At 72.8% G+C, this 14894-nt stretch carries 12 protein-coding genes; 6 read left to right on the top strand and 6 right to left on the bottom strand.

The genetic code is table 11. From position 1 onward, the window contains the following. Window positions 1-40: 40 nt before the first annotated feature. Window positions 41-2410, bottom strand: coding sequence for a malto-oligosyltrehalose synthase (gene treY, locus AC07DS_RS21740; RefSeq protein WP_479147575.1), 2370 nt, complete (start codon window positions 2408-2410; stop codon window positions 41-43). A gap of 81 nt (window positions 2411-2491) precedes the next feature. On the opposite strand from treY, the gene AC07DS_RS21735 reads away from it, so the two are divergent. Then, on the top strand, window positions 2492-3880 hold the full coding sequence (locus tag AC07DS_RS21735) for an MFS transporter (protein WP_479147573.1): 1389 nt from the start codon (window positions 2492-2494) through the stop codon (window positions 3878-3880). 127 nt (window positions 3881-4007) lie between these two features. Here AC07DS_RS21735 and glgX read toward each other — a convergent pair whose 3' ends face one another. After that, the gene (gene glgX, locus AC07DS_RS21730; protein ID WP_479147571.1) at window positions 4008-6152 is read right to left on the bottom strand and encodes a glycogen debranching protein GlgX; all 2145 of its coding nucleotides are present in this window, start codon (window positions 6150-6152) and stop codon (window positions 4008-4010) included. Between the two features lie 197 nt (window positions 6153-6349). On the opposite strand from glgX, the gene AC07DS_RS21725 reads away from it, so the two are divergent. The 4 genes from AC07DS_RS21725 (at window position 6350) to AC07DS_RS21710 (ending at window position 10719) form a co-directional block, all read left to right on the top strand. Further along, complete coding sequence (locus AC07DS_RS21725; RefSeq protein WP_479147569.1) at window positions 6350-7159, top strand: Tat pathway signal sequence domain protein; 810 nt, start codon at window positions 6350-6352, stop codon at window positions 7157-7159. A 61-nt stretch (window positions 7160-7220) separates the two neighbouring features. Next, window positions 7221-8540, top strand: a complete 1320-nt coding sequence (locus AC07DS_RS21720; RefSeq protein WP_479147567.1) for a copper amine oxidase — start codon at window positions 7221-7223, stop codon at window positions 8538-8540. A gap of 103 nt (window positions 8541-8643) precedes the next feature. Next, window positions 8644-9885, top strand: a complete 1242-nt coding sequence (locus AC07DS_RS21715) for an SAV2148 family HEPN domain-containing protein (RefSeq protein WP_479147565.1) — start codon at window positions 8644-8646, stop codon at window positions 9883-9885. A 102-nt stretch (window positions 9886-9987) separates the two neighbouring features. Beyond that, window positions 9988-10719: an exonuclease domain-containing protein gene (locus tag AC07DS_RS21710; RefSeq protein WP_479147563.1), complete on the top strand. Its 732-nt coding sequence runs from the start codon at window positions 9988-9990 to the stop codon at window positions 10717-10719. 10 nt (window positions 10720-10729) lie between these two features. Here the strand turns inward: AC07DS_RS21710 and AC07DS_RS21705 are convergent, their stop codons facing one another. Next, the gene (locus AC07DS_RS21705) at window positions 10730-11227 is read right to left on the bottom strand and encodes a YbaK/EbsC family protein (protein WP_479147562.1); all 498 of its coding nucleotides are present in this window, start codon (window positions 11225-11227) and stop codon (window positions 10730-10732) included. Next, window positions 11197-12192: a DMT family transporter gene (locus AC07DS_RS21700; RefSeq protein ID WP_479147559.1), complete on the bottom strand. Its 996-nt coding sequence runs from the start codon at window positions 12190-12192 to the stop codon at window positions 11197-11199. Before AC07DS_RS21700 ends, AC07DS_RS21705 begins: the two co-directional genes overlap by 31 nt. A gap of 94 nt (window positions 12193-12286) precedes the next feature. Between AC07DS_RS21700 and AC07DS_RS21695 the strand changes: the two genes are divergently transcribed. After that, window positions 12287-13195 (top strand): LysR family transcriptional regulator, encoded by a 909-nt coding sequence (locus AC07DS_RS21695; RefSeq protein WP_479147557.1) that lies wholly within the window; start codon window positions 12287-12289, stop codon window positions 13193-13195. Window positions 13196-13216: 21 nt separating this feature from the next. Here the strand turns inward: AC07DS_RS21695 and AC07DS_RS21690 are convergent, their stop codons facing one another. Continuing rightward, window positions 13217-14080, bottom strand: coding sequence for a phosphotransferase (locus AC07DS_RS21690; protein ID WP_479147555.1), 864 nt, complete (start codon window positions 14078-14080; stop codon window positions 13217-13219). A gap of 119 nt (window positions 14081-14199) precedes the next feature. Further along, window positions 14200-14715: a hypothetical protein gene (locus AC07DS_RS21685; protein ID WP_479147554.1), complete on the bottom strand. Its 516-nt coding sequence runs from the start codon at window positions 14713-14715 to the stop codon at window positions 14200-14202. Window positions 14716-14894 lie beyond the last annotated feature (179 nt).

Genomic DNA, 14894 nt, shown 5'->3' with positions numbered 1-14894 from the left:
CGGGCGGCGTCCGCCTCTCGGCCCTGTGGGTGTCAGTCCCTCAGTCCTCGGCCTGCCGCTCCAGCAGTGCCACCGGCAGCCGCTCGAAGAGGTCCGCCACGCGCGCGTGCCCGGTGAACTCCCGCCCTGGGGTCAGCACGTCCGCCCAGCGGCCCGGCGGCAGCTCCAGCCGTGTCTCGCGCCAGCCGCCCGACTCCGCCAGCCGCAGGGACAGGCGGGTCACCGCCGTGACCACCGTGCCGGAGCGCGTGAACGCCACGCAGTGCTCCGCGGCCGGTCCGTCCGCGGTGAGCGGGGCGTACGCGGCCGCCGTGCCGAAGGCGCCGGGCCGCCGCGCGCGCAGCCGCAGGGCCGCCGCCGTCAGTTCGTCCTTCTCACCGGGTGCCGAGGGGGGAAACGACACCGGCCGTCGGTTGTCCGGGTCCACCAGGGCCCGATACTCGCCCTCCGTGCCCTGGTACAGGTCGGGCACCCCCGGCATCGTCAGATGGACCAGCGCGGTGCCGAGGACGTTCGCCCGGACGTGCGGCTCCAGTGCCTTGCGGAACGCCACCACACGCTCTCCCGGGGGCCCGCACGGCCCCGCCGTGACGAAGGCCGCCGCCGCGTCCTCGTAGGGCGGCTCCTGCTCCGTCCAGCTCGTGTACATGCCGGCCTCGCGCACATGCTTCAGCAGCGCCCCCTGGACCCGCTCCTCCTCCGCCGAGCCCAGCCCGAAGACCGTCTGCCAGGCCGCCCAGGCCAGCTGCCCGTCGGGCACGCCCTCCTCGGCCAGGGTCACCTCGGCCAGCAACTCCGCCCAGCGGTCCGGGCATTCGGTGAGCACGGCCATGGCGGCGCGCACATCGGCGCTGCGCTTGGTGTCATGGGTGGACACGGCCGTGCCGGTGCCGGGCCAGTCGCGCTGCACGCGCGTGCAGTACGCGTGGAAGTCCTCCGGGGACACGCCGGGCGCGCCGGGGTCGCCGCCCACCTCGGCCGCCGACAGCAGCGGCACGTACCGGTAGAACGCCGTGTCCTCCACGGCCTTGGCGCGCAGCGCCGACGCGGTCTGCGCGAACCGGGCGCGGAACTCTGCCCGGTCGCCGTGGTCCGGCGCCGACGGGTCGCCGGGCGTCTCGACCAGCAGCCGGCGCACGATGCCCACGGCCTCGGCCTCCTCGGGCACCACGAAGGCCAGCCGGGCCTCCTCGGCGGCCTCCTCGGTGACGACGGCGGCCGCGTCCCCGGAGGCGTACGGACGGTAGACCCGCAGGCGGACCAGCAGCTCCTCCAGAGCCGTGCGCAGCGCCCAGGGCGCGCGGTCGCGCAGCGAGAGGTCCGGGGAGGCGGCGCACAGCCGGGCGGCCACCCGGGTGAGCCGGTCGGTCTCGGCGGCCAGCTCGTGCGTGATCACCTTGTAGGCGGCCCGCCGCACCGTGGCCTCCCAGTTGCCGCCCCGGTCCGTCTGCGGCGCCGCGAACGCCCGGTACCGCCCCAGCAGTTGCCAGGCCCCTGTGCGGTCCGTGAACAGGCCGTCGACGTGGCGCAGGGCGTCGTAGCCCGTCGTGCCCGCGACGGGCCAGGAGGCGGGCAGCCGCTCGCCATCGGCGAGGATCTTCTCCACGACCGTCCAGCGCCCGCCGGTCGCCTCGTGCAGCCGCTCCAGGTAGCCGTCGGGGTCCGCGAGGCCGTCGGGATGGTCGATCCGCACTCCGTCGACCACGCCCTCCGCCAGCAGCTGCAGGATCTTGGCGTGGGTGGCGTCGAACACCTCCGGGTCCTCGACCCGCAGCCCGATCAGCTCAGAGATGCTGAAGAAGCGCCGGTAGTTCAGCTCGGTGCGGGCCAGCCGCCACCACACGGGGCGGTACCACTGTGCGTCCAGGAGCTGCGGCAGGGGCAGTTCCTCGGTGCCCTCGCGGAGCGGGAACGCGTGGTCGTGGTAGCGCAGGACGCCGCCGTCGACCACCAGGTGGTCCAGCTGCGTGCCGAGCGGACCGCCGAGCACGGGCAGCAGCAGGCGTCCGCCCTGCGCCTTCCAGTCGATGTCGAACCAGCGCGCGTACGGTGACCCGGGTCCCTCGCGCAGCACCTCCCACAGGGCGTGGTTGTGCCGGGGGGCCATGGCCATGTGGTTCGGCACGATGTCCACCACCAGACCGAGGCCGTGCTCCCGCGCGGTGTCCGAGAGCGCGCGCAGCCCCTCCTCGCCGCCCAGTTCCTCGCGCACGCGCGCGTGGTCCACTACGTCGTAGCCGTGCGTGGAGCCGGGGACGGCCTCGAGGACGGGGGACAGATGCACGTGCGAGACGCCGAGCGAGGCCAGGTACGGTACGGCCGCCGCGGCGGCGTCGAACGGGAACGAGGGCTGGAGTTGCAGCCGGTAGGTGGCCGTGGGCACCCCCGGTCCGGGTCGCGCAGAAGTCATGGAAACCTACGTACCCAGCCCGCCGTCTTTCGTGTCATCGCCCTCTGCACGCACCCGCGCGCGCGTGCCTAGCTTCGAGTGATGGGAGTGAATGAACGGCCCCGCACACGGCACGGCACGCTGGACACGTACCGCGAGGTGATCGGCCTGACGGGGCCGCTGCTGCCCTGCGTGTCGTTCCTGGGCCGGCTGCCGACCGCCACCATCCAGTTCGGCAGTGTGCTGCTCGTCGCCCGTACGAGCGGTTCGCTGACCGCCGCGGGACTGACCGGCGGCGCGCTCGCCCTCGGCCAGGTGGCCTGCGGGCCGCTGGTGGGCCGGCTCGCGGACCGGCACGGCCAGCGGACGGTCGTGCTCGCGTTCTCGCTCGCCAACGCACTGGCCGTGGCCGCCCTGGTCGCCGGCGCCCTGACCGGCCTGTCCACGCCCGTCCTGGCCCTCCTGGGGGCGGTGGCGGGCGCCTCCGTGCCGCTCGTCGGCCCGCTGGCCCGCACCCGGCTGGTCGCCCTCGCCCGCCGCGCGGGCGCCCCCGAGCCCACCGTCGGCGCCGCGCTCTCCTTCGAGAGCACCCTGGACGAACTGTCCTTCGTCCTCGGCCCGGCCCTGGTCGGTCTGGCCGCGGTCCTCGCCCACCCGGCGTACGCGCTGGCCGGCGCGGCCCTCCTGGTGGCCACCTGCGGCACCGGCTTCGCCCTGCACCCGACCGCCCGGGCCGTCCGGCCCGGTCCGCAACGTGCGCGTGCCGCGACCGCGGCCCGCGCCCCCGTGCCCCGCTCCGTCGGGGCCCTGTGCGCCGCCCTCGCCCTCCAGGGCGCCATGTTCGGTGCCTGCCAGGCCGGGATCACCGCGCTCACGGCCCGGCTCGGGCAGGAGGACCAGGCGGGGCTGGTGTACGCCGCCATGGGGGTGATGAGCGCCGTGGCCGGGCTCGCCGTGGCCGCCGTACCGGCGCGGATCGGGCTCCCGGTGCGCTGGCGGCTGGCCACCGGAGCCGCCTTCGTGCTGTCGCTGCCCCTGCTGCGCACCGGCGGCATGACCGGGCTGTACGCGGTCGTCACCGTCCTCGGGATCGCCTACGCCCCGCACCTGATCACGGTCTTCGGGCTCACCGAGCGCACGGTGCCGCCCGCCCGGCTGTCCGAGGCGATGGCCTTCGCGACCAGCGCCCTGGTCGGCGGCCAGGCCCTCGCGGTCGCCGGCACCGGCCGCCTCGCCGAGTCGTACGGCCCCTCGGCGGCGTTCGCGGCGGCGAGCACGGCGGCCGCGCTCGCCTTCGCCGTCGCCCTGACGGCCCGTCCGGCGGCCTACTCGGGGCAGCCCGAAGGCGCCCCGCACGCGAGCGTGCACGCCGAGCTGACGGATGTGGCGCCGGATGTGGCGCCGGATCTGGCGCCGCCCGCGGGAGCGCCGCTGTCCGTTCCGCCGGCAGCCGCAGGCGCAGCGGATGCCGAGGCTCCGCCGTATCGGTGACGAACGGCAGGGCCCGGTCCGGTTCCCTGCCGCGGCGGAGCAGGGACCGTCGCCGCCCGGCGTCGAGACGGCCGCCGTTCGGACGCCGGGCGGACACGCACCCTGCGATGCCCGCGGAACCCCCTCCTCAGGCGGGCCGCTGCAGCACCGTCAGGCTCCGGTCCGGCAGGGTGATGCGGTCGCCGGCCGCGACCTTCGCGCCCGTCCCCGGCGGCACCCCCTCCGTGCGGGCCGTGTCGACGACGATCTGCCACTGCCGGCCGTGGTCGACCGGCACCAGGAAGTCCAGCGGCCCGGGCGAGGCGTTGAACATCAGCAGGAAGGAGTCGTCGGCGATCCGCTCCCCGCGCGGACCCGGCTCGGAGATCGCGTTGCCGTTGAGGAACACCGTCAGCGCGGACGCCTGCGCCGAGTCCCAGTCCCGCTGGGTCATCTCGGCGCCCTCGGGCGTGAACCAGGCGATGTCGGACAGATCGTCGTGGGTGCCCTCCACCGGCCGCCCGTGGAAGAAGCGCCGCCTGCGGAACACCGGGTGGTCCCGGCGCAGCCAGACCATCGCGCGGACGAACTCCAGCAGGTCGCCGTCGTCCTCGCCCCCGCCCTCGTCCCCCTTCTCGTCCCCTTCCCCGGGCCACTCCACCCAGGACAGCTCGTTGTCCTGGCAGTAGGCGTTGTTGTTGCCGCGCTGGGTGCGGGCGAACTCGTCGCCGTGGCTCACCATGGGCACGCCCTGGGAGAGCATCAGCGTGGCGAGGAAGTTGCGCATCTGGCGGGCGCGCAGCCCGAGCACGGCCGGGTCGTCGGTCTCGCCCTCCGCACCGCAGTTCCAGGACCGGTTGTGGCTCTCGCCGTCCCGGTCGTCCTCGCCGTTGGCCCTGTTGTGCTTGCCGTTGTAGGAGACGAGGTCGCGCAGCGTGAAACCGTCGTGGCAGGTGACGAAGTTGATGGAGGCGAGCGGGCGGCGGCCGTCGTCCTGGTAGAGGTCCGAGGAGCCGGTCAGCCGGGAGGCGAACTCGGCGAGCGCCCGCGGCTCGCCCCGCCACAGGTCCCGGACGGTGTCGCGGTACTTGCCGTTCCACTCGGTCCACAGCGGCGGGAAGTTGCCCACCTGGTAGCCGCCCTCGCCCACGTCCCACGGTTCGGCGATCAGCTTCACCTGGGAGACCACCGGGTCCTGCTGCACCAGGTCGAAGAACGACGACAGCCGGTCCACCTCGTGGAACTGCCGGGCCAGGGTCGCCGCGAGGTCGAAGCGGAAGCCGTCGACGTGCATCTCGGTGACCCAGTAGCGCAGCGAGTCCATGATCAGCTGGAGGACGTGCGGGGACCGCATGAGCAGCGAGTTCCCGGTGCCCGTGGTGTCCGTGTAGTAGCGGGGGTCGTTCGCGAGACGGTAGTACGACGGGTTGTCGAGGCCCTTGAAGGACAGCGTCGGGCCCAGGTGGTTGCCCTCGGCGGTGTGGTTGTAGACGACGTCCAGGATGACCTCGATGCCCGCCTCGTGCAGCGCGCGGACCGCCGACTTGAACTCCAGGACCTGCTGGCCGCGGTCGCCCCAGGAGGCATAGGCGTTGTGCGGGGCGAAGAAGCCGATGGTGTTGTAGCCCCAGTAGTTGCTCAGCCCCAGATCGGCCAGCCGGTGGTCGTTCACGAACTGGTGTACGGGCATCAGCTCCAGCGCCGTCACGCCCAGCTTGGTCAGGTGCTCGATGATCGCCGGGTGCGCGAGCGCCGCGTACGTGCCGCGCAGCTCCTCGGGCAGGCCCGGGTGGCGCATGGTCAGGCCCTTCACATGGGCCTCGTAGATCACCGTGTGGTGGTACTCGGTGCGCGGGAGCCGGTCGTCGCCCCAGTCGAAGTACGGGTTGATCACCACCGAGGTCATGGTGTGCGGCGCCGAGTCCAGGTCGTTGCGCCGCTCCGGGGCCCCGAAGTGGTAGCCGTACACCTCCTCGCCCCACTGGACGGCACCGCTGATCGCCTTCGCGTACGGGTCGAGCAGCAGCTTCGCCGAGTTGCAGCGCAGTCCGCGCCCGGGGTCGTACGGGCCGTGCACCCGGAACCCGTACCGCTGTCCCGGCATGACGCCCGGCAGGTACGCGTGCCGCACGAACGCGTCGCTCTCGCGCAGTTCCACCGCCGTCTCCGAGCCGTCGTCGTGGAGCAGACACAGCTCTACTCGGTCCGCGGCCTCCGTGAAGGCCGCGAAGTTGGTTCCGGCGCCGTCATAGGTGGCGCCGAGCGGATACGCCTCGCCAGGCCAGACCTGCATGGTCACGACTCTTTCAGGTGGGCCGCCCCGCCGGGGCCGCGTTGACTCCGAGTCTGCCCGAAAGTGAGGGAACCACCTGTGACTTACGCCCCTCTTACCGGCCGACCAGTGCATGCGGTGAACGCACTACCTGCCGTGTGCCGAACCAGTGGGGCAGACACGTACTCCCGGGGACGTTGGGGGAGTAGGGGGAAGATGTGCGCGAGATAGTGCACCGCCATCTGGGCAAGGTGGTGGCGGGTGCGGCCCTGGCAGTGGCCGGGACCGCGGTGATGGTGGGGATCACCCTGCCGGGCACGGCAGGGGCCGACGAGTCGGGAGGACCGAACGGCACGCAGGCCGCGCAGCAGGCGGGACAGGGCCCGGACGCGGTCCAGCCGGGTGTCGTGGAGCAGGCGCCCGCCGAGGGGAAGAAGGGCACGGGCCGTGACCCGCTGACCGACGACGAGATCAACCGCGTCGCGAAGCTCGCCATGAACCAGCAGCTGCTGAACACGGGCGAGAACGTCGACGGCGGCCACGGCCCGCAGCGGTTGAGCGTCGATCTGGCCGACCCGGAAGCGAACGAACTGGACGACCCGAACGCGCCGCGCCGGGCCGACGTGACGTTCTACGACTACAAGACCGACACGCTCGTCACCAAGACGGTCGACCTGGAGACCGGCAAGGTCGAGCAGACCGGCACCCAGCACGGCGTCCAGCCGCCGCTGAGCCGTGCCGAGAACGCCGAGGCGGCGAAGCTGCTGATCGCCGACCCGCTGGGCGCGGGCCTCAAGGCGGACTACAAGGACGCCACCGGCCACGAGCTGACCTCTCCGGACCAGCTGCTGCTCAACGGCGCCGTCTACCGGGCCACTCCGGGCGGCCGGCCCGCCGCGCTCGACAAGTGCGGCGAACACCGCTGTGTGCGGCTGTTCCCGAAGGTCAAGAACGGCCCCTGGATCGACGCCCGGTGGCTGGTCGTCGACCTGAGCGCCCGCAAGGTCGCCGAGCTCGACCGCCGCTGAGCGACGGCAGCCAACCGTTCACTTTTCCAACTTGCCCGTCCTGCAAGGGAGCCTCTTCGTCATGCCCGTCAACCGAATCAGCCGTGCCCGCGCGCGGGCGGCCGTCGGCGTCACCGTGGCGGCACTGGCCGCCGGTGCCACGGCCGGTGCCGGACCGGCCGTCGCCCAGCCCAGGTCCGCGCCCGCGGCGGCCGCCGACTGCAGCACGGCCTACAAGATCGAGCAGAAACTCTCCAGCGGCACCACCTGGCGGATGTGCTGGCGCTACGACAGCAAGGCCGGCCTCGTCCTGGAGAACGTCTCGTACCAGCCCAAGGGCGAGACCAAGCCGATCAAGGTCCTCAACAGCGCCCGCCTCGCCCAGATCGACGTCCCCTACGACGACGGCAGCGTCGAGTACGACGACCTGACCGGCTTCGGGTTCGCCCAGGGCCTGGTCAACCTGGCGCCGGGCGAGTGTCCGGGCGGCACCATCAAGAGCGTCCGGGTCCCGGACGCCTGGGACCCGCAGCACCCGGACGTCAACGGCCTGTGCACGACGACGCGTTCGCGCGGCCACGCCTACCGCATGCAGGGCGACAGCGCCAACAAGGTCTTCCAGGCACAGGGCAAGGACCTGCTCGTCTACACGGTCAACCAGGTCGGCTGGTACGAGTACATGACCGAGTGGCGCTTCCAGGACGACGGCACCGTCAACATGAACGTCGGCGCCACCGGCAGCCTCTCCTACGACGACTACGACGCCGGCGACGGACGCGGCTGGCCCATCGGCAAGGGCGCCAAGGCCTACGCCACCAGCCACAGCCACAACGTCTTCTGGCGGCTGGACTTCGGCCTCGACGGCTCCTCCAAGACGAAGGTCGAGCAGTACGACTCGGCCGTCACCGCCCCCGCGCACGGCCAGCAGGCGCCCACCAACAAGACCACCCGCACCAAGGTCACCAAGGAACTCGCGGGCGACTACAAGACCTACCGCTGGTGGCGGATGGTCAGCGCGACCGGCAAGAACCAGGACGGGCACGCCCGTTCGTACGAGATCGTCCCCGGCCCCACCACGAAGTACCCGGGCCGCAGCTTCACCAAGCACGACGTGTACTTCACCGAGTACAACAAGTGCGAGCAGTTCGCCAGCAACAACCCGGGCGCCTGCCCGGCCGGTGCGGGCAAGTCCGTCGACAAGTGGGTCAACGGCCAGACGCTCACTCACCCGGTGGTCTGGATGAACGTCGGCTTCCACCACATCGCCCGGGACGAGGACCAGCAGCCCATGCCGATCCACTGGCAGGGTTTCGCCATCTCCCCGAGGGACGTCACGGCTATGAATCCGCTCACTCCGGACGCGTTGGCGTGGCAGAACGGCCACTGGCGACCGCGTAGTTGAGAAACCGACCTGTCCATCCGGCTGCATCGCCGACCGCTCCCGGAGTACCCTTCCTTGATCGTTGAGACGGGGAAGGCCCGGGGTGGCGGAAGGCGGTGCACGGGTGGGCTCGGGAGGGCTGGAGCTGCCCCCTGGTGACGAGGGTCACGAGGGAAACTCCACAGACGTCCCGCCCGGCGCGGTGTCCCTGGCGCGCCCGATGGACGCCACGGGGTCCATCGGGCCGGAACTGGACTGGGACGCCGACGCCTGGCTCGAGGTGCGCACCCGCGCCCAGCGGGCGGGCCGGGCCTACATCTGGCTGAACCTCGTCGAACAGCGGCTGCGCGCGGTCGTGGCCGCCGTGCTGCGCCCCATCTACGAGCCCGTCCACGGCGACGAGTGGGTGGTGGCCGCGGCCGGGCCCGCCGGGCAGGAGTGGGTGCAGCGGGCCGTCGCCGTCCGTGAGGTCAGCCGCCGCAAGGGCTATCTGCTCGACCCGGCCGACGACAACGTGCTCAGCTTCCTCACGCTGCCGCAGCTGCGCGAGCTGATGGTGCAGCACTGGCCGTGCTTCGAGCCGTACTTCGACGAGCGCCGCGACCTCGAACTCGCCCTGGACGAGCTGGAGGTGACCCGTAACGTCGTCTCCCGCAACCGGGCGCTGTCCGGCGCGGTCCTGGACCAGGCCGAGCGGGCCTCGGCCCGGCTGCTGGAGACGCTGGGCGCGGGCGGCGACGTTCCCTCCGCGCGCCGGCTGCCCGTCGACGCGGTCGAGGACCTGGTCGGCGACCGGTACGCGGACGTCGTGGCCGTCCATCCCGACCGGGTGCGCCTGATGCGTCAGTTCCCGGCCGAGGACATCTTCGGGGGCGCCCGCCGCCTCGACGCCATCGGTATCGGCCTCAACCTGCTGGTGCAGAACTTCTCCGGACGCCGTCTGGTCCGGCTCGCCGAGTCCGGCTGCCGCGTGCGGCTGCTCTTCCTCAACCCGGCCTCCAGCGCGGTGAAGCGCCGCGAGCGCGAGCTCGGGATGAAGCGGGGCGAACTGAGCCGGTCGGTCGAGATGAACATCCTGCACATGCGCCGGGTGCGGTCCCGGCTGCGCGACCCCGGCGCCTTCGAGATCCAGGTCTACGACGAGACGCCCCGCTTCACCGCCTACCTCGTGGACGGCGACGGCGCCGACGGCATCGCCGTGGTGCAGTCCTATCTGCGCGGGGCGCGCGGGATGGAGTCGCCGGTGCTCGTGCTGCGCAACGGCAGCCGACTGGTCAAGTCGAACGATGTGGTCGAAACCGGACTCTTCCCGATATATCGCGAGGAATTCGAGCTGGCCTGGGCGGATTCGCGCCCGGTGTCCTGAACTGTCCACCCCGGCAAGCGGAACGTGGTCCTCGGATTGTCAGTGCCGCGTGCGATGGTGGAGGCCACTGGGGGAAAGCACCACCAAGAAGGGGGGCCGCCCATGGGCTGGCACCGGGAGCTGCTGATCGGCTTCGACCTGGAGACGACCGGGACCGATCCGCGCGAGGCGCGCATCGTCACCGGTTCGGTGATCGAAGTCAGGGCCGGAGAGCCCCTCGGGCGCCGGGAATGGCTGGCGGATCCGGGCGTGGAGATCCCGGCCGACGCGGTCGCGGTCCACGGCATCAGCAACGAACGCGCGGCCGCCGAGGGCAGCCCCGCCGACCAGGTGGCCGACGCCATCGCGGACGTCCTGGTCTCCTACTGGAAGACGGGCGTCCCGGTCGTCGCCTACAACGCGGCCTTCGACCTCAGCCTGCTCTCCGCTGAGCTGCGCAGGTACGGCCTGCCCTCGCTCTCCGACCGGCTCGGCGGCGGTGCCCCGGCCCCGGTCGTCGACCCCTACACCATCGACCGCTGGGTCGACCGCTACCGCCGCGGCAAGCGGAACCTGGAAGCGGTCTGCGCCGAGTACGGCATAGTCCTCGACGCGGCCCACAACGCCTCGGCCGACGCCCTCGCCGCGGCCCGGCTCGCCTCCGCGATAGCCGACCGCCACCCGAAGATCGCGTCCCTGGGCCCGGCCGAACTGCACCGCAGACAGATCGACTGGTATGCCGAGTGGGCGGCGGACTTCCAGGCGTTCCTGCGCCGCAAGGGGGACGCGGACGCGGTGGTCGACGGGGTGTGGCCGCTGCGGGAGCCGGCGGACCTGGCGGACGAGAAGGTCTGAGCCGGGCAGGTCACGCGGGCGCGGGGCTCGCGATGCGGGCCACCCGCGGGCCGGCGAGCCGCGCGTAGTCGGCGCCGGCGAGACACAGCGAGCGGTCGAGCCGGGCGGCGTTGAAGTACAGCCGCGGCCCGGCGACGACGTCCGGATCGGCGACGAGCTCCAGTTCGGGATCGAAGCTGAACGGCAGCACGGTGCCGGGCACCGAGCGGGCGAGCCGCTCGGCGGTCTCGGCGTCGCTGAAGCCGACGTACCGTGCCTCGAACAGCGCCTTCACGGCGTCCAGATCCACCCGCCGGTCCCCGGGCACGACCGCGAGGACGTGGCGCGTGGTGCGGCGGTCGACCTTGACCCGCAGCACGATGCACTTCGCGGCCTCGCTCATCGGATGGCCGCGCAGCGCGCTGACGGTCTCGGTGGCGCCCTCGGGCGCATGGTCGATGAGGCGGTAGTCGACGCGGGATGCGTCGAGCAGGGAGATCAGCTGCTGGTAGGTGTCGTGGTCCGGCATGGGGCTTCTGCTCCGGTCCTCTCGGGGGACGTGGCGGGCGCGGATGCGCCGGCGGTGTCGGTGGTTCCGGGACCGAGGGCGGTCTCGGCGGTCCGGTGGGTGCGTTCCACGGCCTGGCCCCAGTATGTGCCGGTGACCATCAGGGCCGCGCCCAAAGCGGTGAGCGGGGTGAGATGTTCGCCGCCGAGGGCGATGCCCACCGCCGCGGCCCAGACGGGCTCGGTGCCGAGCAGCAGACTGGCCCGGCTGGCGGAGGTGCGCTGCACCGCCCAGGTCTGGACGAGGAAGGCGAACACGCTGCAGAAGAGGGCGAGATAGACCAGCTGGGTCCAGGTCGCCGCGTCGGCTCGGGCCAGCGCCGGCAGATCGCGGGCGGCGGGCACGAGGAACAGCGCGGTGCCGACCAGGGTCTGCACCGTCGTCAGGTGCAGCGGACGGATCGCCCGGCCCGCGGTGAGCCGGCCCACGAGGGCCACGTGCACCGCCCGGACGCCGGCCGCGGCGAGCATCAGCAGGTCCCCGAGGCGCGGTGCGTGGAAGCCGTTTCCGGACATGAGCAGACCGACGGCCAGGACACACACGCCGGCCGCGGCGAAGAAGGCGGGAGGCGGACCGCCACGGCGCCCGGCGCGGTCGAGGAGCGGGGTGAGCACGATGGTGAGGCTGATGATCAGACCCGCGTTGGCGGCCGTGGTGTGGGCGACGCCGTACGTCTCCACGACCAGGACGGCGGCCTGGGTGACCCCGAGCGGCAGCCCCACGCGCACCTCGTCGCGGGTCCACCCGCGCAGACCGCCCCGCGCGGCGACGAGACCGAGGCAGGGGAGCGCGGCGAGGGCGTAGCGCGCGAACAGGACGAGGAGGACGGGCAGGGCACTCGCGGCCGTCTGGGCGGACAGATAGCTGGAACCCCAGACGAGCGCGACGAGCAGGAGTACCGCGTCGGTACGGCGTGCGTCGGTCACCCGCCCACGGTGCACCGCCGGGGTATCTGAAGCCCAGAGCCACTTCCTTAAACGATCTTTTAGCGAACCTTCATCGTCGTCCTACACTGACGGCGTGGACGAACGGCAGCTGAGGATCCTGCGGGAGCTGGGCGAGCTGGGCAGCGTCACCGCGGTCGCCGAGGCGCTGCTGGTGACGCCGTCGGCGATCTCGCAGCAGCTGCGGTTGCTGCAGCGCTCGATCCCCGTGCCGCTCACCGAACGGCAGGGGCGGCGCCTGGTGCTCACCGACGCCGGCCAGGCGCTGGCGGACGCGGCCGTCGAGGTGGAGTCGGCGCTGGCCCGGGCCCGGCACGCGGTCGAGGAGTTCGCCGGCAGGCCGGACGGCGAGGTGTCGGTGGCGGCGTTCCACAGCGCGGGCGCGGCGTTCTTCCCACTGCTGCTGCGCGGCCTCGCCGGGCCGGGCGCGCCGACGGTGGCGCTCGCCGACGAGGACGTACCGCAGGAGGACTTCCCGCGGCTGACCCGTGCCTACGACCTCGTCCTCGCCCACCGTCTGGACCACGCCCCGCCCTGGCCGCGCACGGTGACCGTGACCACCCTGCTGCACGAGCCGCTCGACGTGGCGATGCCCGCCGGGCATCCGCTCGCCGCCAAGCGGCGGGTGACACCGGGCGATGTCGCCGACCTGCCGTGGATCACCGTGCACGACGGGTTCCCGGTCATGGCCACCATCGAGGCCATCGCCGCGGTGGCCGGCCGACGGCTCCGTCTGGCCCATCGCATCAACGAGTTCGCGGTGGTCGCCGAGGCCGTCGCCGCCGGAGGCGGGATCGCGCTGATGCCGCGCTGGACCATGCGCCCGCATCCGGCGCTGGTCCTACGGCCGCTCAGCGGCGTCCGGGCGACGCGGCACATCGACGTCCTGTGCCGCCCCGAGCGCACGGCCAGGAGGGCGGTGCGCACGGTCCTGACGGAACTGAGGCGGGCGGCGCGGACGATCCAGGGCGAGGGGACTCCCTGAGGGGTCCGGGTCGACCGGCACTCAGAAGGGATACCACCGCACCGTCTCGTCCCCCTCCCGCAGGGACGCCACCCGGCGCTCGAACTCGGTCAGCGCCTTGGGGTTGCTCGGCGCGTGCTGGGCCACCCACGCACAGCTGGCCGTCTCACGAGCGCCGCGGAGCACCCCGCAGCCCTCCCACTCCCGTACGTCCCAGCCGTAGGTCCCGGTGAAGGAGTCGTACGCCTCGGCGGGCAGGCCGTAGCGGTCGCGGGAGAGAGCCATGACCACCAGGTCGTGCTCGCGCAGGTCGGCGGAGAAGGTCTCCAGGTCGACCAGGACCGGGCCGGCGGGGCCGACGTGCACGTTGCGCGGCAGCGCGTCGCCGTGGATCGGCCCCGGCTCCAGACGGGGTGTCAGCGCGGCCGCGGCCGCGGCGAAGCCGTCCCGGCGGGCCCGCAGGTAGGCCGCGTCCTCGGGGTCGACCGCGGTGCCCGCGAGCCGCAGCCAGCGCTCCACACCGCCCAGCAGATCGCGGGGCGGCAGCGCGAAGGGGGGCGAGGGGAGCGCGTGCACGATCCGCAGCAGCTGCGCGAGATCCCGGGGCTCGGCCGGCCGCACCGGCTCGGCCAGCCGGTGCCACACGGTCACCGGGTGCCCCTCGACCAGCAGCGGCTTCGGCTCGGCCGCCCGCACCGCGGGTACGTCCGCCTCCGCCAGCCAGCCGGCGATGTCCAGCTCACGCCGGGCCCGCTCCAGCAGTTCGGCGTCACGTCCCACCTTGACGACGAGGTCGCCGGCGGCGAACACCGCGTTCTCACCGAGGGCGAGGAGCCGCGCGTCCCGCGCCGGGCCCGGCAGCACCTGCGCCACGGCCAGTACGTCCCGTGCCCGTGCCTCGTCCATCGTCCGCCTCCGTGCCGTGCGTCCCGTGCCGTGCGTCCCGTGCCGTGCGTGTCCGGCCTTCGGCAAGTCTCGCATTCACACAGGTCGGAGCATGTGCCGGCGTCGGGGTCGAGGTCTCATCAGGGCACCGGGACATCTTCCAGGAAGAGGTCCTTGCCGTCGGGCCAGAACGCGGCCCTGAGGTTGAAGGAGAGAGTCCGGGCGCCCCCCTCCTGCGGGACCGCGAGCATCTGGGCCTCGGTCCGGCGGTGCATGGGCGGCTCGAGGGTGCCCCGGTTCGAGAACGGGTCGAGCCCCAGCAGCCGGCCGCGGTCGTCGAAGACGGTGACCTTCATGGCACGGTGGTCGTCCTCGGCGAACCGCTCGACCCGCGCGACCACCCGCAGGCAACGACGCCCCTCGTTGGGCCCGAACGGGCCGATCTCGTGCGAGATGCGCAAGACGGTGAACTCGTACCCGTAACCACGGACCGTCCAGGGGCCCCTCCCATGGGCGCGCGCTGTGATCGCCGTCGGCTGTGGTTCGGGGGTGGCCGAGTCATGGGGAGGGCCGGGCAGGCCGGGAAGGTCCGGCAGGCCGAGGTTCATGCCTCTGAGCCAGGGCAGCGCCAACAGGACGGTCACCAGAGCGATCACGACGGCCGTGGTCCTCGATGATCGCGTAGGTCGCGTTGTTCCCGACGAAGTTCCCCAGCATCGTCCGTAGTTGAGGCAGCTCGTCCCGTTGCCACGCCCGGATCTCCGCAACGAGAGACAGCCCGATGAAGTCCGCCTGCCGGTCGTCCACCCCACCAGCGTAGGTGGGAGGCGCTCCG

The organism is Streptomyces sp. NPDC044064, assembly GCF_056434245.1.
The sequence above is the reverse complement of the archived record's forward strand: the minus strand, read 5'-3'. Positions and strand labels throughout refer to the sequence as shown.

Bases quoted from the DNA above. Each gene is read 5' to 3' on its own strand.
- treY (WP_479147575.1), bottom strand. From the start codon at position 2,410: ATGACTTCTGCGCGACCCGGACCGGGGGTGCCCACGGCCACCTACCGG.
- AC07DS_RS21735 (WP_479147573.1), top strand. From the start codon at position 2,492: ATGGGAGTGAATGAACGGCCCCGCACACGGCACGGCACGCTGGACACG.
- glgX (WP_479147571.1), bottom strand. From the start codon at position 6,152: ATGCAGGTCTGGCCTGGCGAGGCGTATCCGCTCGGCGCCACCTATGAC.
- AC07DS_RS21720 (WP_479147567.1), top strand. From the start codon at position 7,221: ATGCCCGTCAACCGAATCAGCCGTGCCCGCGCGCGGGCGGCCGTCGGC.
- AC07DS_RS21710 (WP_479147563.1), top strand. From the start codon at position 9,988: ATGGGCTGGCACCGGGAGCTGCTGATCGGCTTCGACCTGGAGACGACC.
- AC07DS_RS21705 (WP_479147562.1), bottom strand. From the start codon at position 11,227: ATGCCGGACCACGACACCTACCAGCAGCTGATCTCCCTGCTCGACGCA.
- AC07DS_RS21690 (WP_479147555.1), bottom strand. From the start codon at position 14,080: ATGGACGAGGCACGGGCACGGGACGTACTGGCCGTGGCGCAGGTGCTG.